General features: G+C 61.5%; 23 protein-coding genes. 8 read left to right on the top strand and 15 right to left on the bottom strand.

From position 1 onward, the window contains the following. Positions 1-8: 8 nt before the first annotated feature. From ACIQTW_RS18700 to ACIQTW_RS18715, 4 genes are read right to left on the bottom strand one after another with little or no spacing between them, the layout of a single operon-like run. Entirely contained in the window at positions 9-761 is a 753-nt protein-coding gene (locus tag ACIQTW_RS18700; RefSeq protein WP_402940050.1) for an ABC transporter permease, read from the bottom strand. Then, on the bottom strand, positions 722-1372 hold the full coding sequence (locus tag ACIQTW_RS18705) for an ABC transporter permease (protein ID WP_402940053.1): 651 nt from the start codon (positions 1370-1372) through the stop codon (positions 722-724). Before ACIQTW_RS18705 ends, ACIQTW_RS18700 begins: the two co-directional genes overlap by 40 nt. After that, entirely contained in the window at positions 1372-2475 is a 1104-nt protein-coding gene (locus ACIQTW_RS18710) for an ATP-binding cassette domain-containing protein (protein ID WP_402940055.1), read from the bottom strand. Before ACIQTW_RS18710 ends, ACIQTW_RS18705 begins: the two co-directional genes overlap by 1 nt. Then, a complete protein-coding gene (locus tag ACIQTW_RS18715; RefSeq protein WP_402940058.1) occupies positions 2475-3203 on the bottom strand; it encodes an IclR family transcriptional regulator in 729 nt (242 codons plus the stop codon). Before ACIQTW_RS18715 ends, ACIQTW_RS18710 begins: the two co-directional genes overlap by 1 nt. Positions 3204-3391: 188 nt before the next feature. Between ACIQTW_RS18715 and ACIQTW_RS18720 the strand changes: the two genes are divergently transcribed. From ACIQTW_RS18720 to ACIQTW_RS18730, 3 genes are all read left to right on the top strand, one after another. Continuing rightward, complete coding sequence (locus tag ACIQTW_RS18720) at positions 3392-4591, top strand: allantoate amidohydrolase (RefSeq protein ID WP_402940060.1); 1200 nt, start codon at positions 3392-3394, stop codon at positions 4589-4591. Next, a complete protein-coding gene (locus ACIQTW_RS18725) occupies positions 4588-5949 on the top strand; it encodes a formimidoylglutamate deiminase (protein WP_402940063.1) in 1362 nt (453 codons plus the stop codon). The genes ACIQTW_RS18720 and ACIQTW_RS18725 overlap by 4 nt, the downstream gene beginning before the upstream one ends. 329 nt (positions 5950-6278) lie before the next feature. Beyond that, positions 6279-7748, top strand: coding sequence for a sugar porter family MFS transporter (locus ACIQTW_RS18730; protein ID WP_402940066.1), 1470 nt, complete (start codon positions 6279-6281; stop codon positions 7746-7748). Positions 7749-7815: 67 nt separating this feature from the next. Here ACIQTW_RS18730 and ACIQTW_RS18735 read toward each other — a convergent pair whose 3' ends face one another. The 4 genes from ACIQTW_RS18735 to ACIQTW_RS18750 form a co-directional block, all read right to left on the bottom strand. Continuing rightward, positions 7816-9054 carry an MFS transporter gene (locus tag ACIQTW_RS18735; RefSeq protein WP_402940069.1) on the bottom strand — a complete coding sequence of 413 codons (1239 nt, stop codon included), beginning with the start codon at positions 9052-9054 and terminating at the stop codon, positions 7816-7818. A 140-nt stretch (positions 9055-9194) separates the two neighbouring features. Then, positions 9195-9635, bottom strand: coding sequence for a MarR family winged helix-turn-helix transcriptional regulator (locus ACIQTW_RS18740; protein WP_402940072.1), 441 nt, complete (start codon positions 9633-9635; stop codon positions 9195-9197). A 42-nt stretch (positions 9636-9677) separates the two neighbouring features. Further along, positions 9678-11069 (bottom strand): HNH endonuclease, encoded by a 1392-nt coding sequence (locus ACIQTW_RS18745; RefSeq protein ID WP_402940075.1) that lies wholly within the window; start codon positions 11067-11069, stop codon positions 9678-9680. Positions 11070-11241: 172 nt separating this feature from the next. Next, positions 11242-11748 (bottom strand): GNAT family N-acetyltransferase, encoded by a 507-nt coding sequence (locus ACIQTW_RS18750; protein ID WP_402940077.1) that lies wholly within the window; start codon positions 11746-11748, stop codon positions 11242-11244. A gap of 112 nt (positions 11749-11860) precedes the next feature. Between ACIQTW_RS18750 and ACIQTW_RS18755 the strand changes: the two genes are divergently transcribed. From ACIQTW_RS18755 to cycA, 5 genes are all read left to right on the top strand, one after another. Beyond that, positions 11861-12190: a PadR family transcriptional regulator gene (locus tag ACIQTW_RS18755; RefSeq protein ID WP_141283837.1), complete on the top strand. Its 330-nt coding sequence runs from the start codon at positions 11861-11863 to the stop codon at positions 12188-12190. Position 12191: 1 nt separating this feature from the next. After that, entirely contained in the window at positions 12192-12557 is a 366-nt protein-coding gene (locus ACIQTW_RS18760; RefSeq protein WP_402940082.1) for a DUF1048 domain-containing protein, read from the top strand. After that, entirely contained in the window at positions 12554-13357 is an 804-nt protein-coding gene (locus tag ACIQTW_RS18765; protein ID WP_402940084.1) for an ABC transporter ATP-binding protein, read from the top strand. Before ACIQTW_RS18760 ends, ACIQTW_RS18765 begins: the two co-directional genes overlap by 4 nt. Then, complete coding sequence (locus tag ACIQTW_RS18770; RefSeq protein WP_402940087.1) at positions 13354-14115, top strand: ABC transporter permease; 762 nt, start codon at positions 13354-13356, stop codon at positions 14113-14115. The genes ACIQTW_RS18765 and ACIQTW_RS18770 overlap by 4 nt, the downstream gene beginning before the upstream one ends. 164 nt (positions 14116-14279) lie before the next feature. Beyond that, entirely contained in the window at positions 14280-15740 is a 1461-nt protein-coding gene (gene cycA, locus ACIQTW_RS18775; protein ID WP_402940090.1) for a D-serine/D-alanine/glycine transporter, read from the top strand. Positions 15741-15826: 86 nt separating this feature from the next. Here the strand turns inward: cycA and ACIQTW_RS18780 are convergent, their stop codons facing one another. The 7 genes from ACIQTW_RS18780 to ACIQTW_RS18810 all read right to left on the bottom strand — a co-directional run bounded on the left by ACIQTW_RS18780 (position 15827) and on the right by ACIQTW_RS18810 (position 23489). Beyond that, entirely contained in the window at positions 15827-16165 is a 339-nt protein-coding gene (locus ACIQTW_RS18780; RefSeq protein WP_402940093.1) for a hypothetical protein, read from the bottom strand. A gap of 135 nt (positions 16166-16300) precedes the next feature. Further along, positions 16301-17059 carry an ABC transporter ATP-binding protein gene (locus tag ACIQTW_RS18785; RefSeq protein ID WP_402940095.1) on the bottom strand — a complete coding sequence of 253 codons (759 nt, stop codon included), beginning with the start codon at positions 17057-17059 and terminating at the stop codon, positions 16301-16303. Between the two features lie 25 nt (positions 17060-17084). After that, entirely contained in the window at positions 17085-18128 is a 1044-nt protein-coding gene (locus ACIQTW_RS18790) for an iron chelate uptake ABC transporter family permease subunit (RefSeq protein WP_402940098.1), read from the bottom strand. Beyond that, entirely contained in the window at positions 18121-19128 is a 1008-nt protein-coding gene (locus ACIQTW_RS18795) for an ABC transporter permease (protein WP_402940101.1), read from the bottom strand. The genes ACIQTW_RS18790 and ACIQTW_RS18795 overlap by 8 nt, the downstream gene beginning before the upstream one ends. A gap of 24 nt (positions 19129-19152) precedes the next feature. Continuing rightward, on the bottom strand, positions 19153-20103 hold the full coding sequence (locus ACIQTW_RS18800; protein ID WP_402940104.1) for a siderophore ABC transporter substrate-binding protein: 951 nt from the start codon (positions 20101-20103) through the stop codon (positions 19153-19155). Positions 20104-20274: 171 nt separating this feature from the next. Continuing rightward, on the bottom strand, positions 20275-21423 hold the full coding sequence (locus ACIQTW_RS18805) for a mannitol-1-phosphate 5-dehydrogenase (RefSeq protein WP_402940106.1): 1149 nt from the start codon (positions 21421-21423) through the stop codon (positions 20275-20277). After that, positions 21423-23489, bottom strand: a complete 2067-nt coding sequence (locus ACIQTW_RS18810; RefSeq protein WP_402940109.1) for a PTS mannitol transporter subunit IICBA — start codon at positions 23487-23489, stop codon at positions 21423-21425. The genes ACIQTW_RS18805 and ACIQTW_RS18810 overlap by 1 nt, the downstream gene beginning before the upstream one ends. Positions 23490-23515: the final 26 nt, after the last annotated feature.

Below are 23515 nucleotides of genomic sequence, written 5' to 3' on the forward strand. Positions count from 1 at the left end.
GGTGTTGATTAGACCGTGACGGGGGTCTTCACGGGTTCGGCCACAGTGGCCGATTTGATGGTGCGCCGGGTCAATCCGGGTGAGACAACTCGGCGGGTGATGAAAGCGAGAAGCTGGTCGAAGAACAGTGCCAGCAGGGCGACAAGAACGGCCCCCGCCACCATTTGTCCGTAGTCGTTCTGGGCCTTGCCGTCGATCAAGAGGCGGCCCAGACCGCCGAGCGAAATGTATGCAGCGATGGTCGCGGTCGAGATGATTTGCAACAATGCGCTGCGGACACCGGACAAAACCAGCGGAAGTGAACAAGGTAGCTGGACGTCCGTGAGGATCTTCATGGTCCGGAAGCCCATGCCCTTGGCGGCGTCGACGGCGGCAGCATCCACAGCGCGCACGCCGGCGTAGGTGTTGGTCAGGATAGGCGGAACTGCCAGCAATACCAGCACGATGAGACTGGGAAGTACGTAACCCATACGGGAGGGGAAGGCTGGCGAAATGAGCAGGACCAGCAAGATCAACAAGCCGACGCTGGGAAGTGCCCGGAGGGCGTTGGCAAGGCCGGCGATCATGAACACACCCTTGCCTGTCACACCGATGTAGATACCCAGTGGCACGGCAATGATGGCGGCAATTGCCAGGGCAATAAGGGAGTACAGGAGGTGCTCAGCGATCAGGGTTGGGATCCCGTCTGCGCCGCTCCAGTGTGCGGGGTCGAACAAGTAGTTCACGATGCCACCACCTTGGGGGTCCACGGTGTCAGCCACCGGTTAATGAGGATGATCACCCCGTCCAGGATCATGGCCAGGACCACGCAAAGCAGAATGCCGGCGATGATCGGAGTGTAGAAACGGAGCTGGAAGCCCTGTGTGAAGAGCGAACCGAGCTGCGGTATACCCAGCAGGGCGGCGACAGATACGAGGCTGACGTTGGAGACGGCGGCGACGCGCAAGCCTGCGCAAATCACCGGGACACCCACGGGAAGTTCAACTTTCAGAAGGCTCTGGTATCCGCGATAACCCATGGCCTTGGCGGCTTGGACGGTATCCTCCGGAACGGAATCTAGGGCATCTGCCACCACACGGACCAGCAGGGCCACGGTGTAGATGGTCAGTGCGGCCACAATGTTGAGAGGGTCCAGGATCTTGGTACCCAGGACCAGGGGAAGGAGCACGAAGAGCGCCAGGGAGGGGACTGTGTAGAGCAGCCCGGCAACACCCACCAAGAGCGGGTAGATCCGCCGGCTGCGGTGCGCCCACCAGCCAAGGGGCAGTGCGATGAGCAGCCCCAGGATCAGCGGGGTGACGGCCAGCAGAACGTGCCAGCCCAGCAGGAACACAATGTTGTCGAACTGGCGGCCCAGCCACTCGAAGTTCATCAGATCGTCTCCAGGTGTGGTTCGGCCTCGATAGCCTTGACCACGTCCGTTGCAGACACGGTCCCAATCAATTCGCCATGCTCGTTGACAACCACGCCGCGGCGGCTGGGTGAGGAGAGGGCAGCGTCGAGCAGCTGCCGCATGGTTCCTGATGCTGCTGCCGGGATCCCGCTGAGATTCAGGTTCTCCCGCTTCACTTCACCATTGAGAAGCTGTGTCTGAGCCCAACCGAGAGGCTTCCGGCCGCCGTCGACCACCAACACCCAAGCACCCAGCGCCTTGGCGCGAGCCTCATCAGCTGAAGCACCGAGGTGAACAACAGCTTCTTCACCGATAGCAACGGCACCGGCCGTTTTGGTAAAGCCGAGCGAGCGGTAACCGCGGTCACGGCCCACGAAGTCGGCCACGAACTCGTCTGCTGGTGCGGTGAGTAGCTCCGAAGGGGACGCCATCTGTGCGAGCTTGCCGCCCACGCGCATCACGGCAACCTGGTCCCCGAGCTTGAGGGCTTCGTCGATGTCGTGGGTGACCATGATGATGGTTTTGCCGATTTCGCGCTGCAGGCGGAGGAACTCCTCCTGCAGCTGCGCGCGTACTACGGGGTCCACGGCACTGAAAGGCTCATCCATCAGCATGAATGCCGGGTCAGATGCGAGCGCACGGGCAACACCCACGCGCTGCTGCTGGCCACCGGAAAGCTGCCACGGATAACGTTTGGCGAAGCTCGTGGGCAGTCCCACACGCTCCATCAGTTCGAGCGCCTTGGCCCGGGCCTTCTGCCGGCTTTCCCCGAGCAGGAGCGGCATGGTGGAGACGTTGTCCACGATGGTTTTGTGCGGGAAGAGCCCTGCGTGCTGGATGACGTATCCGATCCTGCGGCGGAGCAACGCTGCGTCCATACCGGAGGTGGGCTGATCATCCAAGTAGATGGTGCCGCTGGTGGGTTCGATGAGGCGGTTGATCATCCTCAGGGAGGTGGTCTTGCCGCAGCCGGAAGGACCAACAAGAATGGTCAGCTTTCCGGTGGGGGCTTCCAAGTTGAGGCCGTCGACTGCCACCGTGCCGTCAGGGTAGGCCTTGGTGACATTTTCAAATTTGATCATTACTTTTCCATGCTTTCCTGGGGCACTTCATGGTTTCCGTCGGGTTCCACGAGGATGTTGTCGGCTACCTTCACCAGTTCCTCGCCAAATGTGTGGGCCTTCGCCTCGTCCAAGCGGTAGCTGGGCACCACGATGCTGAGGGCTGCCACTGTTCGGCCGCCGATCACAATGGGTGCGGCGACGGCCGTTATGTCGTCTTCAACGCCGCTCCGCACAATGGCGTAACCGCGGCCGTTTTGTCCGCCGGTCAGCACCTTGCCGGCGGCGGACCCTTCCAGGGGGATACTCCTGCCGACCCAACTGGTGTGCCGGACAGAGCGGGTACCTTCGACGATGGCTATGTAGATTCCGGTTTCCCCAGGACCGGGAATACTCAAATAGCAGGACTCGCCAGTCTCAGCTACAAGCCGCTTCATGTGCGGCGTGCAAAGCGATACCAAGGATTCCTGGCCCAACGCCAGCGCTCCCAGCTGAATGACACTGGCACCCGGGCGGAAGTTGCCCCCGGGATCCCGCGTCACGAAGCCGCTTCCTTCCAAGGTGCGGAGGAGGCGAAGCGCGGTACTAGCCGACAGGTCCACCACCCGTGCTGCGTCACTGAGGCTGATGGAGCCGTCAGTACAAACCGCACTGAGGAGGGCAAGTGCCCTCTCGACTGTTCGGGTGGAAGAATCAGCTGCCACTGCCTGACCTGCTTTCAAGTGGTCTACATCACCATGTCTTGCCACTTAGTAAAAATCAATTTTCATCAAATGGCAATAGATTTCGGAAGATTGCGGGAAGTTCCAGTTATGAGACGCCCTGTCGCCTCCTGTGGCGGTGGTTATGTTTCCACCACGTAAATAGTCCTTCAGGCCCTTGTCATGTGGTGGCATCTGGTTTTTACTTGGTGGCAGTCTTCAATCGGAGGAAATACGTGGAAACCGTCAATCAGCTTCTAGCCTCGATACAGGATGTAGGCCGCGACGCGGTGCGCGGAGGTTACTCGAGGGCCGTCTATACGACACCCGAACTCGACCTCAGGCAGTGGTTCATCGAGCAAGCCCAGCAACGCGGCCTCGACGTGGAAACCGACCGGAACGGCATTATTTGGGCATGGTGGGGCAGGCCCCATGACGGCGCCCTTGTCACCGGAAGCCACCTGGATTCGGTGCCCGGTGGGGGCGCCTTCGACGGTCCGCTCGGCGTCGCTTCCGCGCTGGCCGCCGTCGACATCCTCAGGGCGCGCGGACTCCAGCCGCCGCGATCGCTGGCAGTCACGGTTTTTCCGGAGGAGGAAGGGTCACGCTTTGGAGTGGCGTGCCTGGGTTCGCGGCTCCTCACCGGTGCGATCGACGTCGAGAAGGCCCTGAATCTGCGCGACGTCAACGGCGATTCGTTCGCCGACGTTGCCAGTGCCAACGGCCTGGATCCCCGTCATGTAGGTCCGGATCCGGAAGCCATGGCGCGCATCGGCGACTTCGTTGAACTGCATGTAGAACAAGGCAAGGGCTTGGGGCAGGGCGGTCCTGCGATCGCTGTAGGAAGTTCCATCCTGGGCCACGGCCGCTGGAAGATCAGCATCAATGGCCAAGGCAACCACGCCGGCACCACACTCATGGCAGACCGCGCCGATCCGATGGTCGCAGCGGCGCAGGTCGTCCTGGCCGTTCGGGACACAGCCGCCAAGCAGCCCGACGCCCGCGCAACCGTGGGGCGCCTGACGCCCGTTCCAGGTGGGACCAACGTCATCGCCTCGCGCGTGGACCTTTGGCTGGACGCCCGCCATCCCGACGACGCCGTGACCGCTCAACTCATCGAAGCAATTTACCGCGCAGCCCAGGACGTTGCCGCGGCGGAAGGTTGCACCGCGACCCTCACCGAGGAGTCCTACAGCGATACTGTGCACTTTGATGGCACCTTGAGTCGTCGCATCACCAACCTTCTGCCGGGAGCTCCAGTGCTGGCAACCGGCGCAGGGCATGATGCCGGCGTACTGGCTGGTTACGTCCCCTCAGCGATGCTCTTTGTCCGTAACCCCAGCGGCATCTCACACTCACCAGAGGAGTACGTAGCCGACGAGGACGCGTCCGTAGGCGCTGCTGCATTGGCCGATGTTCTGGAGGGACTCCTGTGAGCACGTTCTGGTGTGAGACCGCCATCATCGCAGGCGCTCACGACGGCGGCACCGCCCTTCCGGAGGTAGCTACGGGCGTGCGCGTGAAAACTATCGATGGACGCATCTCGGCAATGGAAAGTGGTGCACAGCCCCAAACCGGCGACACGAAACTGATGGGCGTCGTCTTCCCCGCGGCTGCCAACGCCCATTCGCACGCCTTCCACAGGATCCTCCGCGGCAGAACGCATGACGGGCGCGGAGATTTCTGGGTGTGGCGGGAGCAGATGTACCGGAGCGCGTCGGAGCTGACTCCGGAGAAGTACGAGAAGCTCGCCGCTGCAGTGTTCGCTGAGATGGTAGTGACAGGTTTCAGCAGCGTGGCCGAGTTCCACTACGTGCACCACCAACCCGGTGGCGCGGCGTATCCAGAGCCGCACGCTATGGAGTTGGCCCTAGCCCGCGCAGCAATCTCGGCAGGGATCCGCCTGACACTTCTGGACACCTTGTACTTGTCCGGTGGAATTGGCACCTCGCTCAGTCCCGAGCAGGCAAGGTTCGGGGACACCGACGTGGAGGCGTGGCTGGACCGGTTGCGTTCCCTCCGGACCGCAATAGCGCAGGAGTTTCCACCAGACATGGTGGCCGTAGGAGCCGCCCTGCATTCCGTCCGCGCCGTGCCCGAAGAGGCCCTGAAGGTTGTTGCCAAGCAACTCCCTGGCGACATTCCCCTTCACATCCACCTGAGCGAACAACCTGCCGAGAACCAAGCGTGCTTGGAGGCCTACGGCACCACTCCCGCGGGTCTTTTGGAACGCCATGGCCTCCTGTCTTCCAGGCTCTCGGCAGTCCATTCCACGCACCTGACGCAGCAGGATATTTCCATGCTGGGCGCAGCATCAACCACTATTGTCATGTGCCCCAGCACGGAAGCCGACCTCGCGGACGGGATTGGCCCCGCCCGTGAACTTTCCGATGCCGGAGCCACTATCGCCTTGGGAACCGACCAACATGCGGTGATCGATCCTTGGATTGAAATGCGCACCCTGGAACACGGAGAGCGGCTGGGCACTGGGCAGCGTGGAAGGTTCTCACCAGGGGAACTGCTGCGGGCCGCAACCGAAGGAGCAGCTCGCTCCATGGCCACACCCGTCACTTCGGCTGCACTGAGGGTCGGCGCGATTTGCGACCTCATGGTGGTGGATCCCGCTTCCACCCGGACTGCCGGGACACGGCCCCTGCAATTGGCTTTCAGCGCGACGGCCAGCGACGTAACGCAGGTAGTCATCGCCGGTGAATTGATTGCAGCCCACGGCGTGCACACGCGCCTCGGCGCACCGGGAGACCTTCTGACAGCAGCGTTAAGGGAGTTCTCCTAGCGGCACAGTCAGCTCCCGCAGCTTGACGACGGCGGCACTCAGCTTGGGTGCAAGAGTCGCCATCCGGCGTCGTGTTTGCGTTCAAGTAGTGGACTCAACAGCCCTCGCAACGGACCAGAAGAGCGCCAAAGAGGCTTTTAGGGAACTCCCAGCCGCCAGACACGAGGTGCTGCGTTAATGATCTGAATGAATGTCACGTCCGTCACTTGACTGGAACTTAGCGGATATGACGTGCCACACTGTGTAGCGCGAGTGCACCGGCGTCCCCGTCGGACAGCCGACGACGACCCGCACTTCGCTTCCCAAACCCCATTCCCCAAGGGAGACCCATGTCCAGTTCCAGCACCGAAGGCGCGCCCCCTGTTTCACGGAAGGTGGTCGGCCTGGCCGTCGCCGGCGCAGTGGGCGGGTTCCTCTTCGGCTTCGATTCGTCCGTGGTCAATGGTGCCGTGGATGCCATGGCCGACGAGTTCGTCATGAGCGAAGCACTAACAGGCTTCGCCGTGGCCGTTGCCCTGTTGGGCTGTGCCGCCGGCGCCTACTTCGCCGGGAAGATTGCGGACCGGTACGGCCGAATCCCAGCCATGAAGATCGGCGCAGTGCTCTTCCTGGTGAGCGCTGTGGGAACCGGGCTTGCGTTCGGCGTCTGGGACCTCATTTTCTGGCGGCTAGTGGGCGGCCTGGGCATCGGGCTCGCCTCGGTTATTGCCCCGGCTTACATCTCGGAAATCTCCCCACGGCACGTACGTGGCCGCTTGGCATCGCTTCAGCAGCTCGCCATCACCACCGGTATCTTCGCAGCCCTGCTCTCCGACGCTGTGCTCGCAAACTCGGCTGGCGGTGCGGACGGCACGTTGTGGCTGGGCATTGAAGCCTGGCGGTGGATGTTCATCGCTTGTGCCGCACCCGCGGCCGTGTATGGCTGGATCGCTTTCCGCCTGCCGGAGTCCCCACACTTCCTGGTGCTCAACGGCAAGGAAGACCAAGCCCGCACCATCTTCAACAAACTGATCCCCGGCGATGACATCGAACGCCACATCCGCGAGATCCAGGAATCCATCCAACAGGAAAAGCTCTCCACTAAGAAGGGCTCGCTCCGGGGCAACAGGTTCGGTCTGCTCCCGGTGGTCTGGATCGGCATCATCCTGTCCGTTCTGCAGCAGTTCGTTGGCATCAACGTGATCTTCTACTACTCCACCACGTTGTGGAAGGCCGTCGGGTTCCAGGAAAAGGACTCCCTGACGATCTCCGTCGCCACGTCCGTCACGAACATCCTGGTGACCTTGGTGGCCATCGCCTTGGTGGACCGGATCGGCCGTCGCCCCATTCTTCTGACCGGCTCCATCGGCATGGCCGCATCCCTGGGCGTTATGGCGCTGGCGTTCTCCTCTGCTGTTGGCACCGGCTCCGAGATCAGCCTTCCCGGTGCTTGGGGTCCGGTGGCCCTCGTGGCTGCAAACGTCTTCGTCATCAGCTTTGGTGCCTCGTGGGGTCCGCTCGTTTGGGTGCTGCTGGGCGAGATTTTCCCGTCGCGCATCCGCGCCCGTGCCTTGGGCCTGGCTGCCGCTGCGCAGTGGATCGCCAACTTTGCCATCACGCTCAGCTTCCCCATCATGGCGGCAGGTTCGCTGCCCTTGACGTACGCCATGTACGCAGCCTTCGCGGCGGCGTCGTTCTTCTTTGTCATGTTCAAGGTCCCCGAGACGAACGGTATGTCCTTGGAACAGGCTGAAACCTTGTTTGTTCCAAAGGGGGCACCAGTAGCGCCGCTGCCGGTCACCTCGGACGAAGCCAAGTAGTTCACCAAAAAGCCCGGCAGATTCTGACCAGTTCAGTTCCGCCGGGCTTTTTGTGTTTCGTAACGGGTTAGACCAACTGCGGTTCGTGGGATTTCAGGTAGGCGCGTCCTCCGAAAGCGACCAGGATGGCGATAACCATGGCCACGGCACCTGCGAAGAACGGGACCTGCGGGCCGAAGTGCTCCCCCAGCTGGGCTGCCGCGAATGGCGCAAGCGCGCCACCCATCCAGCGCACAAAGTTGTAGCCGGCGGATGCAACAGGGCGCGGTGAATCAGAGACACCCATAGCCAGTTCCGTGTAAACCGTGTTGTTGATTCCCAGAAGGGCGCCTGCCAAGATGACAAGCACGACGACGGCTGTCACCGAGTGCCCAGCAGCCAGTCCCAGGCCGACCAGATCGAGCATCAGCGCCGCTAGTGTTCCGGTCAGGACTTTAACGGCCCCGAACCGCTTCTGCGCAGCGGGAGCCACGAAGACAGAGAATACGGCAACAGCCACACCCCAGCCGAAGAACACTCCCCCGATGCCATAGGCGTCCATGCCCAGGATGAAGGGGGTGAAGGCGAGGATGGTGAAGAAGCCGTAGTTGTAGAACAACGCGCTGGCTGCAGTAGTCCGCAGGCCCTTGTGCCCGAGTGCCAGCAGCGGATCCCTGAGGCGGGACTTCTTAGCGGGAGGATGCGTTTTGGGCAACAATGCGAGCAGCGCGATGAAGGCCGCGGCCATGAGCACTGCGGTGCCGAAAAACGGTGCGCGCCACTGCCAGCCGCCAAGGAGCGCGCCAAGCAGGGGGCCTAGCGAGATACCCAAGCCAAGTGCTGCTTCATAAAGGATGATGGCCGTCCCGGTACCGCCACTGGCCACGCCTACGATCACTGCCAAGGCGGTAGCAACGAACAAAGCGTTACCAAGACCCCAGCCTGCCCGGAACCCCACCAGTTGTTCAACGCTGCCGGAAAAGCCGGACAACGAAGCGAACACCACGATGATCGCCAATCCGATCAACAGGGTTTTCTTTCCACCGATCCTTGAAGACACGAACCCACTGATCAACATGGCGATCGCCGTCACCAGGAAGTAGCTAGTGAAAAGCAGCGAGACTTCACTGGTGGATGCCTGAAGATTCTTAGCGATAGCAGGAAGAATCGGGTCGACGAGCCCGATGCCCATGAAGGCAAAAACGGCCGCGAGCGCGGTGGCCCACACCGCCTTGGGCTGCTTGAGGAAGGAAGCTTTCTCAGCTTCCAAGACGGTTTCCGTGGTTGTTTCGGCGCTTGCTGAAGCGTCAGCCAACTGGCGTGACATTCAATTGCTCCCTGTCGGTGCTGGTTTGGTTAGACGGTGCTGGTTTGGTTAGACGGTGCTGGTTTGGTTATCAGTGCTGGTTTGGTTATCAGTGCTGGTTTGGTTATCAGTGCTGGTTTGGTTAGACGGTGCTGGTTTTCTTAGCTTTGGAACGAGCTGTTGAGCTTGGCAATTACGGGCAAGGCTGCGGCAAGATGTTCGATCTCGTCGTTGCTGAGGTCCTGGAGCAACTCGGCCACCATCGCGTTGCGTCGCTGATTGGCAGAGTCGACGGCGGCCGTCCCGGCTTCTGTGATGACCACCTGGACGGCTCGTGAATCGTCGGGATCCTGCTTGCGGGTGACCAGGCCGGCACGCTCAAGCTTGATGATTTGCTCCGTAGCACTGGGGACTTTGATGCCCAGGTTCTTGGCGATATCGCCCACGCGGAGGCCGCCGTCGGAAATCATGGACAGCAGGCTGAGTTGCGCGGCGGTAAGGTCACCTTCAGGATCAAGACGACGAAACATGTACACGCCGAGTCGTAGTGACTCGCGAAAATCCTGCGCCAGGTCAAGTAGCCGGGGATCAAAGGAGCTCATACTTAGGCACCCTAATAGTTAGGGTGCCTAATAGTCAAGTCCTTACCGGTGAGGGGGTCTGCGCACATCCCCAGGCAGGGGCGGCGCGGACGATCGGTAGCTATGCCCTGTTGGTGTGCTGACTTCCAGCGTGTGGACCTCTTCGGCCACCCGCTTTGTCGTCCAGCCAGGGTTTTCCTTGGTGTGGTTGCATGCTTCGCAGAGTCCTGCGCTGTTGTTGACGGTTGTGGTGCCACCCGAATGCCACGGGACGATGTGATCGATATGCCTGATGGGCGCGTCACAGTAGGGCGTGCGGCAGGTATCGTCCCGGACTTCGACAAAACGCCTCAATCTTGGCGGGAAGAGCCGTGCCTTGGAGTCCATAGTGATGAGTTCGCCCGTGGACGGCGCTGTATAGAGCCGGCGAAGCCACACAGCGAACTCCGCGTCCTGCTTTGGCACCGGACCACCGCTCGTCGCGGACGCCCCTTCGCTTCCGGATGGGGCAGGACCGCCAGCGCTAACCAGGGCTCTTGCCCACGCTGCCGGGACTATCCCATAACCCTTGAGGCGGGCCGGTTCGCTATCTCCCTGCAACAGCGAGCGGTCCGTCATGATGAGCTCGAGGTCGACGCCGCTAACCCCGCCGCGCCTCCCGGTGATGCGTTCAACGAGGGTATCCGCCATGACTTGTCCGCGGATCCGGGAGTCCCCACCGGAACGTGCAGAGTCTGCCTTGCGGGTAAGCGCGGCATAGACGGCAACCCCTTGGGATACAGGAAGCAGGGCAGTCAGGTAAGTCATGCTGTCTGGTGCCGGGCGCAGGGTCACTGTTCGCTCAGAAGCGGCATGACTGGCGCGCTGGGCAACGGAACGGGGATCGCGCCGATAGGCGGCGGCTTTCGCGGCGCCGATGATTGCTTTATCACCGGCACCCTCGAAGGTGCCCATGTCAGGTGCGAGTTCCTCGTCCACCGCGCACCGATCCTCAGAGGATAGGCAGGCCGTCTCCCGCACGAGCAAGGTTGCGCGCCATTCACTGAGCTGGCCTGATTCCAACGCGGCCATAGTGCGTGGCATCTCGGTGACCAACACCTTCGCGAGTTCAAGGAGGCGGGAGCCGCGGTTCGGTGATTCACGCCTGGCCAACGCAAGCTGAGCGGCGACACCTTGCCCTTGCTCCGAAGAGGGAACACCAGCAGTTGCCTGCCCACGCCGTTGTGCAAGGTCCAAAGCCACCGCAGCACGGGCCTGCACACTGGTAATTAAAGATTTCAGCTCCTCCAACCCACGCAGCTGATCAATCAGCTGAACGCTGGAAGAACCAAGGCGAACGTCCCTCAGCAGTGCGATGAGGGATGGAACATCGAACAAGGACTCGCCGGCCTTGCTCCCAACCTCGAAGGCAAATGAACCGGTGTCAATCCCTTGCCGCTCTCGAACTGTCTCCATAGCCCAACTCTTCCAGCGGGCATAGGGCACCGTAAGGCGGGAATCCCCCTATGTGGAAAACAACCTCCCCCAGGCCCATCGCAGGTACCAAGAGCCCCACGAATCCACATCCCGTCCGCCCACCCCTCCGCTTTACGGCACGTCAGGCGAACAAGCGCGGGACACCCCCGGTTTACAGCGTCAGCTTCATGCCCTCGTGGCTCGCAACAAAGCCCAGCCGCTCATAGAAACGATGGGCCGAAACGCGGGACTTATCCGTGGTGAGCTGCACGAGCGAGCAGCCACGCTCCCGGGCCTGCTCAATAGCCCACCGGATCATGAGCGCACCCACACCCTGTCCCCGCAACACCTCAGAAACCCTCACCGCCTCTATCTGCGCCCGCCAGGACCCCTTGCGGGACAAACCGGGAAGGTAGCTGAGCTGGAAGGTAGCCACAACATCGCCATCGAGTTCGCCCACTACCAGAAGGTGCGCAGGGTCGGCGTCGATCGCGTCAAAAGCCCGCTCGTACGGCACTAAATCGTCGGCACGTTCGCGTGTAGCGCCCAGCTGATCGTCGGCCAGTAACGCGAGGATCCGCGGCAGGTCACTCCTCCGGGCACGCCTGAGGGTGAAGGTTCCATGCTCGACGGCGGCGGTAAACAAAGCGGGCACGGCACCGGATTGAGTAGTCACCACCCCAGCTTGCCATCCGACAGAACAAACCCGGAACTCAGTAATACTAAGTACCGGTACCTAGTTCTACTATGTAGTGGTAGCTAGTAATACTGAGTAGCGAGGGAGGTGTCCGATGGGCAAGCAAATGACGGAGATGCTCAAAGGCACATTGGAGGGCATTGTTCTGGCACTCCTGACCGGAAAGGCAGCGTACGGGTACGAAATCACTACGCTGCTCCGGGAGCAGGGCTTCACCGAGATCGCTGAAGGCACTGTGTACGCACTGCTCGTCAGGATCGAGCAAAAGGGGCTGGTAGACGTCGAAAAGCGCCCGTCTGAAAAAGGGCCACCCCGCAAGGTGTACACGCTCAACACACAGGGCGAAAAGGAACTGAACGAATTCTGGAACACCTGGAGCTTCTTGTCCGGACGGATTGAAGAGCTCCGCAAGGAAGGGAAATAACATGGCAGCGAAATGGATCGAACTGGTCACCGGATCACTCGAACAGAAGAAGCAGTACAAGCAAGCCAAGGCCAGGATGAATGCCCTGCCTGAGCCCTACCTGACCGTGGCCACCGCCTTCAACCGGTACCTCATGTACTACGGCGGCGTTACTGAAGGCGACACCATGGTGCAGATGTTCACCGACCTGGCCGACCTATGGGAACGGGCCGCAATCGACGGGACGCCCGTGAGCGAAATCGTGGGCGAAGATCCCATCGAATTCGCCGAAACCTTCGCCCAGTCCTACGGCGGTAAGCGCTGGATCGACAAGGAACGCGAGCGCCTTACCAAGGCAATCGACAAAGCGAAGGAGGCGGAATCATGACTCCCACATCAATCCGGGTACAGGGTATCGAGAAGTCTTACAAGGACCTGCATGTGCTCCGCGGCGTGGACTTTGAAGTAGCACCCGGCAGCATCTTTGCCCTCCTGGGCTCCAATGGAGCGGGCAAGACCACCATGGTGAAGATCCTGTCCACCCTGCTGAAGGCGGACGCCGGCTCGGCCGCCGTCGAGGGCTTTGACGTTGCAACGGAGTCGCTCCAAGTAAGGCAGTCCATCAGCCTCACTGGGCAATTCGCGGCTGTGGATGAAGTCCTGACCGGCAAGGAGAACCTGGTCCTGGTGGCCAAGCTGCGTCACTTGAAGAACCCGGGCGGAATCGCGGACGATCTGCTGGCGCAGTTCAGCCTCACCGAGGCAGGCTCCCGCAAGGTGGCGACGTACTCCGGCGGCATGCGCCGCCGCCTGGACATTGCCATGAGCCTGATCGGCGACCCGAAGGTGATCTTCCTGGACGAACCAACTACCGGCCTGGACCCGGAGGCCCGGCTGGAGGTATGGCAAATCGTCAGGAATCTCGCCAAGCAAGGAACCACGGTCCTGCTCACCACGCAGTACCTGGACGAAGCCGAGCAGCTCGCGGACCGGATTGCCGTCCTGCATGAGGGACGCATCATCGCCAATGGCACCCTCGCCGAGCTCAAGCAGCTGCTGCCGCCGGCCAAGGTGGAATACGTGGAGAAGCAGCCGAGCCTGGAGGACATCTTCCTGGCACTGGTGGGAACAGGTGCCAATACCGGCGCCCCAGCGGGTAACAACGAGTCAGTAAAGGACAGGCCATGAGTACCCATTTCTTCGCAGACACCTCGGTCCTGCTGGGCCGTTCCATGCGGCACATCTTCCGGAGCATGGACACCATCATCACCACTGCGATCACGCCTATCGCCCTGATGCTGCTGTTCGTCTACGTGTTCGGCGGAGCCATCAGGACCGACGCCGGGAACTACGTAAATTACCTGCTCCCGGGCATTATGTTGATTGCGATCGCCTCCGGCATCGCTTACACGGCCGTCCGGCTGTTCACGGACATGCAGAGCGGCATCTTCGAGCGGTTCCAGTCCATGCCGATCGCGCGCCCATCCGTTCTTTGGGCCCACGTGCTGACGTCGCTGGTGGCCAACGGACTTTCGCTGGTGATCATCGTCCTGGTGGCTCTCCTCATGGGCTTCCGCACTTCGGCCAACGTGCTGGACTGGCTGGCCGTCGCGGGAATCCTGGCGCTCTTCACCTTGGCGCTCACGTGGATTGCGATCATCGCCGGTCTCTCAGCGAAATCGGTGGACGGCGCGGGCGGGTTCTCCTATCCGCTGATCTTCCTGCCATTCATCAGCTCGGCCTTCGTTCCGACGGAGACCATGCCCGGGCCGGTCCGCTGGTTCGCCGAAAACCAGCCGGTGACGTCAATCGTGAACACCATCCAGGACCTGTTCGCACAACGCCCAGTGGGCGGTGACATTTGGGTGGCCCTGGCTTGGTGCCTGGGGATCCTCATCGTCGCGTACGCCTTTGCCACAGCTGCCTACAAACGCCAGATCGCCTAGTGATTCATCAAGCCAAACAACGGCTTAAGCTCCCTTTTCTCTACAAGGGAGCTTTCGCCATGCAGACCGATTCGCCATTAGTCAGGCATTAGCTATAGCTTTATCGAACAGATTTGTAACGGCCGTCACCATTTTGGCGGATCCTTCGAAGGGTTCTTGAACTAATGTCCGATCAGACAACACAGGGGAAGCTCCACGTCTCCAGCAGGGACAGCGAGCCCCACCTGTCACGCTCGCTCAGCAACCGCCACATTCAGCTTCTTGCCATCGGCGGCGCAATCGGAACCGGCCTGTTCATGGGTTCCGGCAAAACCATCTCTGTCGCCGGCCCCTCCGTGATCTTCGTGTATATGATCATCGGCTTCATGCTGTTCTTCGTCATGCGGGCAATGGGCCAACTGCTGCTTTCCAACCTGAACTACAAGTCCTTCAGCGACTTCGCTGGCGATCTCCTTGGCCCTTGGGCGGGCTTCTTCACCGGGTGGACCTACTGGTTCTGCTGGGTGGTTACCGGCGTGGCCGACGTCATCGCGATTGCGGGCTACGCCAACGAACTTTGGCCGGGAATCCAGCTCTGGATCCCGGGCATCGCCACCATCATCATCCTGCTGCTCCTCAATCTGCCCACCGTGAAGGCCTTCGGTGAGACCGAATTCTGGTTCGCCCTCATCAAGATCGTGGCCATCGTGGCGCTGATCGTGGTGGGCCTGGTGATGATCTTCACCGGCTTCCAGTCCAACGCAGGCACGGCGAGCTTCACCAACCTCTGGAGCCACGGCGGCTTCTTCCCCAAGGAATTCATGGGCTTCGTAGCCGGCTTCCAGATCGCCGTCTTCGCGTTCGTGGGCATCGAACTGGTGGGCACTGCCGCCGCTGAAACGAAGAACCCGGAGCACAACCTCCCCCGCGCCATCAACGCCATCCCCCTGCGCGTCATGCTCTTCTACGTGGGCGCCCTCATCATCCTCATGTCAGTCACCCCGTGGACTGAGTTTAAGGCGGGCCAGAGCCCGTTCATCGCCATGTTCTCGCTCGCCGGCCTTGGCATGGCAGCTACCGTGGTCAACCTCGTAGTGCTCACCTCGGCTATGTCGTCGGCCAACTCGGGCATCTACTCCACGTCCCGCATGGTGTACGGCCTGGCCCACGACGGCGACGCACCCAAGCTCTTCGGCCGCCTCTCCAGCCGCAAGGTACCCCAGAACGCATTGTTCCTCTCCTGCGTCCTGCTGCTGGCCGGCGTCGCACTTCTGTACGCAGGCAAGGACGTTGGCGTGGCGTTCGACATGGTGACCACCGTGTCCGCCGTCTGCTTCATGTTCGTCTGGTCCATCATCCTGGCCAGCTACCTCGTATACCGCAAACGCCGTCCCGAACAGCACGCAGCCTCGCCGTTCAAGATGCCCGGCGGCATCCCCATGGTGTGGGTGGTGTTCGCGTTCTTCGCGTTCCTCGTCTGGGCACTGACCACGCAGCCGGATACGCTCACGGCCCTGCTGGTGACGCCCATCTGGTTCGCCATCCTCGGCGTTGCCTACGCTGTGGTCCGCAAGTCGCCCCTGCATCAGGCCCGCGTGGCCGAGTGGAAGGCGATGGCTGAAGGCGAAACCGCCTCAGCGCGCTAACGCTGAAACACTCAGAAACCACGACGTCGGCACCCGGGCCTGGGTGCCGACGTCGGCGTTTAATCCACATCACCTCTTACTTCACGTCACCGCGGCTGTGAAGGATTGGTGGGAACGCCTTGGGACGGCGGGTTGATGGGCGGGCCGGAGGTTGCCGGGCTGACGGGTGAACCCGTACTGGTCCGGCTGACCTCGGGAGTGCTGGGAGAGGTGGTTCCGCTGGGCTCCGCGCCGTTCTTGAGCGCATCCAGCCGGTGCTCCAAAATTTGGACGACCGGGAGCCTGTTGCCATGGGCGCGCTCGTAGCTGAGGAGTTGCTCGATTCCATCCCGGTCAAGGCCAGAGATGCGGGACGGCAAGGTTCCGCTGGGGATGTGATCGTAATCAGCCAAGGGCAGTTCATTGTGCTGAGGGGTGTCGTTCACTGAAGATACCTCCTGTTTTCCGCTGCCGGGCCACGGTCCGGTCCGGCGATCCACATCAGCGATGCTGCCAAGTTAGCAGCCTTTTGCCTCGAAAGTAAGGTTGCTGATATTTTCCGGAACCTGCGTTCAGGAGCGTCAGGCGAAGTACACGCCGATGCGGTTGCCGTCGATCTCCTCTATGCGGATATCGATGTCGTAGACGTCGTGCAGCATCCCCGCACGCATGATGTCCGAGGGCGTGCCCTGATGGATGAGGCGGCCGTTTTTCATGGCCAGGATGGTGTCCGAGTAACAGGACGCAAAGTTGATGTCGTGGACCACCAGCACAATTGTCTTTCCAAGCTCATCGGCCAAGCGCCGCAGCAGCCGCATCATTTCCACGGAGTGCTTCATGTCCAGGTTGTTGAGCGGCTCGTCCAGCAACAGGTATTCAGTGTCCTGCGCCAGGACCATCGCAATGTAGGCACGTTGGCGCTGACCGCCGGAGAGCTCGTCTACGAACTTGTCTGCCATGGAGGTAAGGTCCAGCTGTCGGATGGCCTCATCAACGTGCTCAAGATCCTCAACCGTAGGCCGGCCACCGCTGTGCGGAAAGCGCCCGAACGCCACGAGGTCACGGACAGTCAGCCGCATGGTCAGGTGGTTTTCCTGCCGGAGGATTGCCATGGTCTTGGCCAGTTCCCTGCTGGGCGTCGCGGTAACGTCCAGTCCGGCGACGGATACTCCCCCGGCGTCCATGGGCTGCAGTCGGCTGATCAGCGAGAGCAGCGTGGACTTGCCTGCCCCGTTGGGACCAATGATGGACGTGATGCCGCCCCGGGGAATATCGCAGGACACGTCATCCAGAACGGTGGTGCCGCCGTAGCGCTTGGTTACATTGCGGACGGTAATCATGGGTGGACCCCAGTCATAACAGCGATCATTTCAGCGAGCCTTTCAACAACAGGTAAAGGAAGAGGATGCCGCCCGTGAATTCGATGATCACGCTCAGGGCAGTGGCGAACCCGAACACCCGCTCCAGTAACAACTGACCGCCCACCAGTGCAATGGCCCCGATAAGCACCACGATCGGCAGCAGCCACGCATGCCGGAATCCGCGGCATAGCTGGTAACCGAGGCTGACAACCAGGAGGCCGAAGAACGTCACGGGACCCACCAAGGCAGTGGAAATCGCCACCAGCAGCGAGCACCCGAGCAGCACCCGCATCACCACGCGCTTGTGGTCCACGCCCACGTTGATGGCCACTTCGCGGCCAAGCGCCAGCACGTCCAGAGTGTGCCGCATGCGCCACACTGCAAAGCACACAAGGGCAATCAGCAGAGCGGAAACACCCAGTAGCCCTGGATCCACGTTGTTGAAACTGGCGAAGAACAAGTCCTGAAGGATGATGAACTCGCTGGGTTCCATGAGCCGCTGCAGGAGCGAGGAAAAACCGCGGAACAACGTCCCCAGCACGATCCCCACGAGCAATAGCAGATGCAGCGATCGCGTGGCACCCGTGAACATCCACCGGTAAAGGAACGCGCTGAACCCCACCATCAGCAGGATCTCGACCCCGAACTTGAGCGCAGAGGGAGCGGTCGCCAACGTGGCCGCACCGGCAACGAACGCCAGGGCGGTCTGCACCAGGATGTAGAGGGAATCGAAGCCCATGATGGACGGCGTCAGGATCCGGTTGGCCGTCACGGTCTGGAACAGCAGGGTGGACACCCCCACTGCCACGGCCACCAGCAGCATCGCGGACACTTTGATTGCCCGGCGTGGCAGCACATACGCGATGTTGCCCCTGAGGTCGATCGTCAGGAATACGGCAACAAGCACGACGGCGGCAATCGCCAGGATGGCGATCACCAGCCCCGGCGGGGTGCTTCGGATGGCGTCGCGCCAGCGCCTGGGAGTGAACCAGCGAGGGCGGCTGGAAACTGGAGAGCCGGGTGCCACGGATACGGAAGTTTCAGGCATTGCGTTTCCTCAGGAGCAGGAAGAGGAAGAGGATGGCGCCGAGGACTGACATGACCATGCCCACTGGAACCTCATAGGGGAATCGGATAGTCCGGCCGATGATGTCGCAGACCAGCACGAACGCGGCTCCAAAAAGCGCGGTCCAGGGAACAGCTCGGCGGAGGTTGTCGCCGAACAGCAGGGAGACGATATTTGGGACCACCAGGCCGAGGAACGGCACTGCCCCCACAGTGGTAACCACAACAGCCGAGATTAAAGAGACGATCATCAGGCCAAGCCGCATAGTGCGGGCGTAGTTGAGGCCCAGGTTGGTGGTGAAGTCCTGGCCCATGCCGGCAACGGTGAAGCGGTCAGCAGCAAAGAGGCCCATCAACACCAGCACAGCCACGATCCACAGCAGTTCATACCGGCCACGGAGCACGCCGGAGAAGTCACCCACCATCCAGTTGCTGAGGGTTTGGAGGAGGTCGAAGCGGTAGGCGAAGAACGTGGTGACGGCCGCAATGACTCCACCAAGCATGATGCCCACCAAAGGAATGAGCAGCGTGTTCCGCGCAGGAAGTCTGCGGAGGATGGCCAGGAACAGTGCTGTGCCCAGAACGGCGAACACGGAAGCGACCAGCATTTTGGTGAGAATCGGAGAGTCGGGAGCCAACACAGTGACCACCAGGATCCCGAGCGTCGCTGACTCAACGGTGCCCACGGTGGACGGCTCAACAAAGCGGTTCCGGGCCATGAGCTGCATGATCAACCCGGCCACGGCGACGGCCATCCCGGCCAGGACCACAGCCAAAGTGCGCGGCACCCTGGAGACCCAGAAGATCTCCCAAGTACCGGCGTCGTTCGCCAACAAGGCGGGCAGTGAGACGTCACTGACCCCAACGAAGATACTGCCGACGGCGATCACCAGCACAACGGCAGCAGCCGCAACCAGGCGGGCGGTCTCGCCAGTCCGGTTGCGGCTTGCTGGTGCCGTGGGGTGCACGGCTGTAGTTGTCACGTCAGAGCTTCAGGTGATGCGGTATTAGGCGACCGAGTCGGCCACTGCCGTGACCATGGCCTGAACGTTGTTCAAGCCATAGCCGACGACGTACCAGCCGGCAGGATCGAGGTTGACGATCTTGTTGTTCTTGGCGGCGTTGGTGGACTTCACGAGCTCGTTGTCCAGGATCGGGTTGGCGGTGGAGCCCGCGGTGCCTACAGCGGTGTCGCGATTGATGACGTAGAGGATGTCCGGATTGGTTTCCTTGATGTATTCGAAGGAAACGGCTTCGCCATGGGAACCCTCTGCCTTGACATCGGCGGCAGTCGGAACGCCCAGGACGTCATGGATGATGCCGAAGCGGGAGCCGGCGCCGTATGCCGTGACTTCGCCACCCGAGGTAAGCACGATCAGGCCCTTGCCAGCCGAAGCAGCCTTGGTCCTGGTGTCCGCGACGGTCTTGTCTACCTCTGCGAGCTTGGAAGCGACTTCGTCTTCCTTCTTGAAGATCTTGCCGAGCTTTTCGGTCTGGGCCTTGAAGCTTTCCATGGGCTTGGCAGCGTCAACGGAGAGGTCGATGGTAGGCGCGATCTTGCTCAGTTCCTCATAGGCACCGGCGGTGCGGCCGGAGATGATGATGAGGTCCGGAGCGGCGGAGCTGACGGCTTCGAAATCGGGTTCCTTGAGGGAACCGACCTTGGCGTACTTTGCGTCGGAGAAGTTCTTCAGCGCCTTCGGGTAACTCGCTTCGGGAACACCGGCGGGTTCGACGCCGAGCGCGTTCATGGTGTCCAAAACGCCGAGGTCGAAGGTGACAACCTTGGCCGGGTTCACGGGAACGTTGGAGGTGGAGCCCTGGGCGTGCTCGATGGTGATGGTGCTGGCTTCCTCGGGCTGCGAGGACGCCGTCGCCCCGCCGCCACACGCCGTAACGGTCAGCAAGGCAGCACCTGCAGCCAGTGCCCCGATGTAGCTCGACAGCCTCTTTTTCATGCCGGTACTCCACTCACTAATAAGTCATAGATGTGTTGCCTAATATCTTTTTGACTCTATTAGTAAGGTGAGGCTAACTTCAAAACCGAAAGGCTCTCCAGCGGGTAATAGTGACATAACTCACTTGTTTTTCTCCCGCTGGAGAGCCTTTATGACTTTGCATCGGAATGGTTACGCTTCGGCTTGCCGATCCTCCACCAGCTTCTGCACTGCCGGGAACAGCGGGTGCGACGGCGTCAGTTCCGTGATGCGCTCGACGGCGGCAGCCGCGTCCATTTCGGTCAGCAAGTTGGCGAGTTCCACGGCTTCGTCGTCGTTGCCGTCGTCGAAACGGAGGGCAGCGGACATTGCCTCAAGGAGGGCAACCGGCGTCACGCCACGCTCGGCCAACTCAGCAGCAGGGCCAATAAATCTCTCATGTCGGCTTAGCTTCCGCAGAGGCGCCCGGCCCACGCGGTTCACCGTGTCCGGCAGGTGGGGGTTGGTGAAACGGGACAGGATCTTCTGCACATACGCTTCCTGCTCGGCCTCCACGAACCCGTGCTTCGACACCAGCAGTTCCTTGGTTTCCTCCAGCACGGCCCGGACCTTCGCAGCCACTGACGGATCCGCCATGGCATCGGAGATCTTCTCCAAGCCCGCTGCGTAACCAAAGTAGGCTGCCGAGGCATGGCCGGTGTTCACAGTGAACAGCTTGCGCTCGATGTACGGGCCAAGTTCGTCCACGAACGTGGCGCCCGGGATCACAGGCGCGTTGCCGTCAAACGGCGTGCGGTCAATGACCCACTCGTAGAAGGTCTCAACCGTGACATCCAGGCCCTGGCCCGGCGCCTGGTTGGGGACGATACGGTCCACCGTCGTGTTGGCGAAAACTGCGACGGCGTCCAAGTCTCCGGCGGAGTCGTCCCAGGCCGCCCGGATCTCCGTGTGGAGGAGATCCGTGGCGTTGATGGCGTTCTCGCAAGCCATGACCTGCAGAGGTGGCAAGCCCGTGGGCCGGGCGGCCAGCCCGCGGGCGATCACCGGTGCCACGAACTTCAGGATGTGCGGCCCCACAGCAGTGGTGACCACATCCGCCGTCGAGATTTCCTCCACCACCGTTGGTTCCTGCGAACCCGAGTTGAAAGCGCGGAAGCCGGTGACGGTCTTGACCGCCGGGTTCTCCCCTACCTCGTGGACGTCGTAGCTGCTGGCCGATGCGAGCTGGCTGATCAGCGCATCCGCAACATCCGCGAACACCACCTCATAGCCGGCTTCGTGAAGCAGCAGCCCCACAAAGCCACGCCCGATGTTGCCTGCGCCAAAATGGACTGCCTTCACTATGCGTTGACCTTTCCGAACAGCTCCAAAACTTCATCAACCGTGGTTGCTTCCTCCAACTGGGCCACCTGCGCCTTGTTGGTGAAGATCTTTGCGATGGAGGACAGAATGTGGAGGTGTTCATTGTTGAGGCCAGCGACGCCCACCACGAACTTCACTTGCTTGCCGCCCCAGTCAATGCCCTCCGGGTAACGGATGATGGACACTGCCGAATGGTTGATGTGTTCCTTGGCGTCGTTGGTGCCATGCGGGATGGCCAGGAAGCTGCCCATGTACGTGGACACGGATTCCTCGCGCTCGTGCATGGCATGGACGTAGCTCACATCCACGGCGCCGCGATCCAGCAGGAGCTTTCCGGCCTCGTCGATCGCTGCGTCACGGTCGGTTGCAGAGCCGTTCAGGACCACGCTTTCGCGAAGCAGGACACCTTTACGTTCGGTTGCCTGGCCTCCGACGGCGGCAGCCGGCTCGGCGACATGCGCACCGTGGGCGGCAGGGGCAGCAGCGGTTGCAGCGGCGGCAGACTGCGCTCCGGCAGTGGATTCCGCCGTCGTTCCTGCATCGGAAGCCGCGCCTTCAGTGTTGCTGCTGCGGACCAGTTCAACAATGTCGTCGTACTTGGGGCTGTTCATGAAGTTGTCCACCGAGTAGTGAACGGCGCTGGCCGTCCTCGGCTGGGCGCGTTCTGTCAGGTCCTGGTGCGTGACCACAACGTCGTAGCTGTCGTTGAGGTTGGCGATGGCCGAGTTGGTGACCTTGACGTCCGGGAAGCCTGCGGCCTTGATCTTGTTTCGCAGGACCGAGGCACCCATGGCACTGGAACCCATGCCGGCGTCGCAAGCGAACACGATGTTCTGGACAGGGCGGGTGAGGACAGCGCCACCCTGGGCGCCGGCATTGTTACCGGTGAGTGCCGAGGAGACGGAGCTCTTTTTGCCCTTCATGGACTCCATACGGGATGTAGCTGCGGAAAGGTCGTCCTCACCCTTGTTCTTGGAGGTCCGCAGGATGACCGCGGCAATGAGGAAGGACACGGCCGTGGCCAGGACGACAGCGAGAATCACGCCAACGTAGCTGTCACGGGACGTCTGTGCCAAAACCGCGATGATGGAACCCGGCGCGGCAGGTGCAACCAGGCCGGAATTGGTGATGGCCAGGGTAGCGATTCCCGTCATGCCACCGCCGATGGCAGCCAGGATAATGATCGGCTTCATCAGGACGTACGGGAAGTAGATTTCGTGGATACCACCGAGGAAGTGGATGATCGCAGCACCGGGAGCCGAAGCCTTGGCGGCACCGCGGCCGAAGAACATGTACGCCAGCAAGATGCCCAGGCCCGGGCCGGGGTTGGCTTCAAGCAGGAACAGGATGGACTTGCCCTGTTCCAGCGACTGCTGGATACCCAGCGGAGTCAGCACGCCGTGGTTGATGGCGTTGTTGAGGAACAGGACCTTGGCCGGCTCGATGAAAATGCTGGTCAGTGGCAGCAGGCCGTTGTTGACCAGGAACCCGACAACTGCGCCGGCACCGTCCGTGAAGCGCTGAACTACCCAGGAAAGGCCGTAGAAGCCACCCAAGGCCAACAGCGCTCCCCAAATGCCGGCCGAGAAGTTGTTGACCAGCATCTCGAAACCGGGGCGGATCTTGCCGTCCCACAGGGCGTCGATCTTCTTCATGGTCCAGGCACCCAGTGGGCCCATGATCATGGCCCCGATGAACATCGGCGCGTCAGTACCTGCGATGACGCCCATGGTTGCGATGGCGCCGACCACACCGCCGCGGACGTCGTAAACCATCCGGCCGCCTGTATAGGCGATCAGGATCGGAAGCAGGTACGTGACCATGGGGCCGACGATGCCCACGTTGGGATCACCCTCGGCGTTTGTGCCGAAACCGCCCAGTTCCGCAACTGGAATCCAGCCCTTCTCGATGAAGAGGGCCGTGATGAGGCCCCAGGCGATGAAGGCGCCGATGTTGGGCATGATCATGCCGGACAGGAAGGTGCCGAACTTTTGTACACCAACGCGCACGCTGGTGCGGGGCTTCGCAACTGTCTCTGTTGCCATGTGAATTCCTAACGTGTGTCCCGCGG

The organism is Paenarthrobacter sp. NPDC090517, assembly GCF_044769165.1.
Classification (GTDB): domain Bacteria; phylum Actinomycetota; class Actinomycetes; order Actinomycetales; family Micrococcaceae; genus Arthrobacter.

Coding starts and splice junctions, on each gene's coding strand:
- ACIQTW_RS18705 (WP_402940053.1), bottom strand. CDS start 1,372: ATGAACTTCGAGTGGCTGGGCCGCCAGTTCGACAACATTGTGTTCCTG.
- ACIQTW_RS18710 (WP_402940055.1), bottom strand. CDS start 2,475: ATGATCAAATTTGAAAATGTCACCAAGGCCTACCCTGACGGCACGGTG.
- ACIQTW_RS18730 (WP_402940066.1), top strand. CDS start 6,279: ATGTCCAGTTCCAGCACCGAAGGCGCGCCCCCTGTTTCACGGAAGGTG.
- ACIQTW_RS18735 (WP_402940069.1), bottom strand. CDS start 9,054: ATGTCACGCCAGTTGGCTGACGCTTCAGCAAGCGCCGAAACAACCACG.
- ACIQTW_RS18740 (WP_402940072.1), bottom strand. CDS start 9,635: ATGAGCTCCTTTGATCCCCGGCTACTTGACCTGGCGCAGGATTTTCGC.
- ACIQTW_RS18745 (WP_402940075.1), bottom strand. CDS start 11,069: ATGGAGACAGTTCGAGAGCGGCAAGGGATTGACACCGGTTCATTTGCC.
- ACIQTW_RS18755 (WP_141283837.1), top strand. CDS start 11,861: ATGGGCAAGCAAATGACGGAGATGCTCAAAGGCACATTGGAGGGCATT.
- ACIQTW_RS18760 (WP_402940082.1), top strand. CDS start 12,192: ATGGCAGCGAAATGGATCGAACTGGTCACCGGATCACTCGAACAGAAG.
- ACIQTW_RS18765 (WP_402940084.1), top strand. CDS start 12,554: ATGACTCCCACATCAATCCGGGTACAGGGTATCGAGAAGTCTTACAAG.
- ACIQTW_RS18770 (WP_402940087.1), top strand. CDS start 13,354: ATGAGTACCCATTTCTTCGCAGACACCTCGGTCCTGCTGGGCCGTTCC.
- cycA (WP_402940090.1), top strand. CDS start 14,280: ATGTCCGATCAGACAACACAGGGGAAGCTCCACGTCTCCAGCAGGGAC.
- ACIQTW_RS18785 (WP_402940095.1), bottom strand. CDS start 17,059: ATGATTACCGTCCGCAATGTAACCAAGCGCTACGGCGGCACCACCGTT.
- ACIQTW_RS18790 (WP_402940098.1), bottom strand. CDS start 18,128: ATGCCTGAAACTTCCGTATCCGTGGCACCCGGCTCTCCAGTTTCCAGC.
- ACIQTW_RS18800 (WP_402940104.1), bottom strand. CDS start 20,103: ATGAAAAAGAGGCTGTCGAGCTACATCGGGGCACTGGCTGCAGGTGCT.
- ACIQTW_RS18810 (WP_402940109.1), bottom strand. CDS start 23,489: ATGGCAACAGAGACAGTTGCGAAGCCCCGCACCAGCGTGCGCGTTGGT.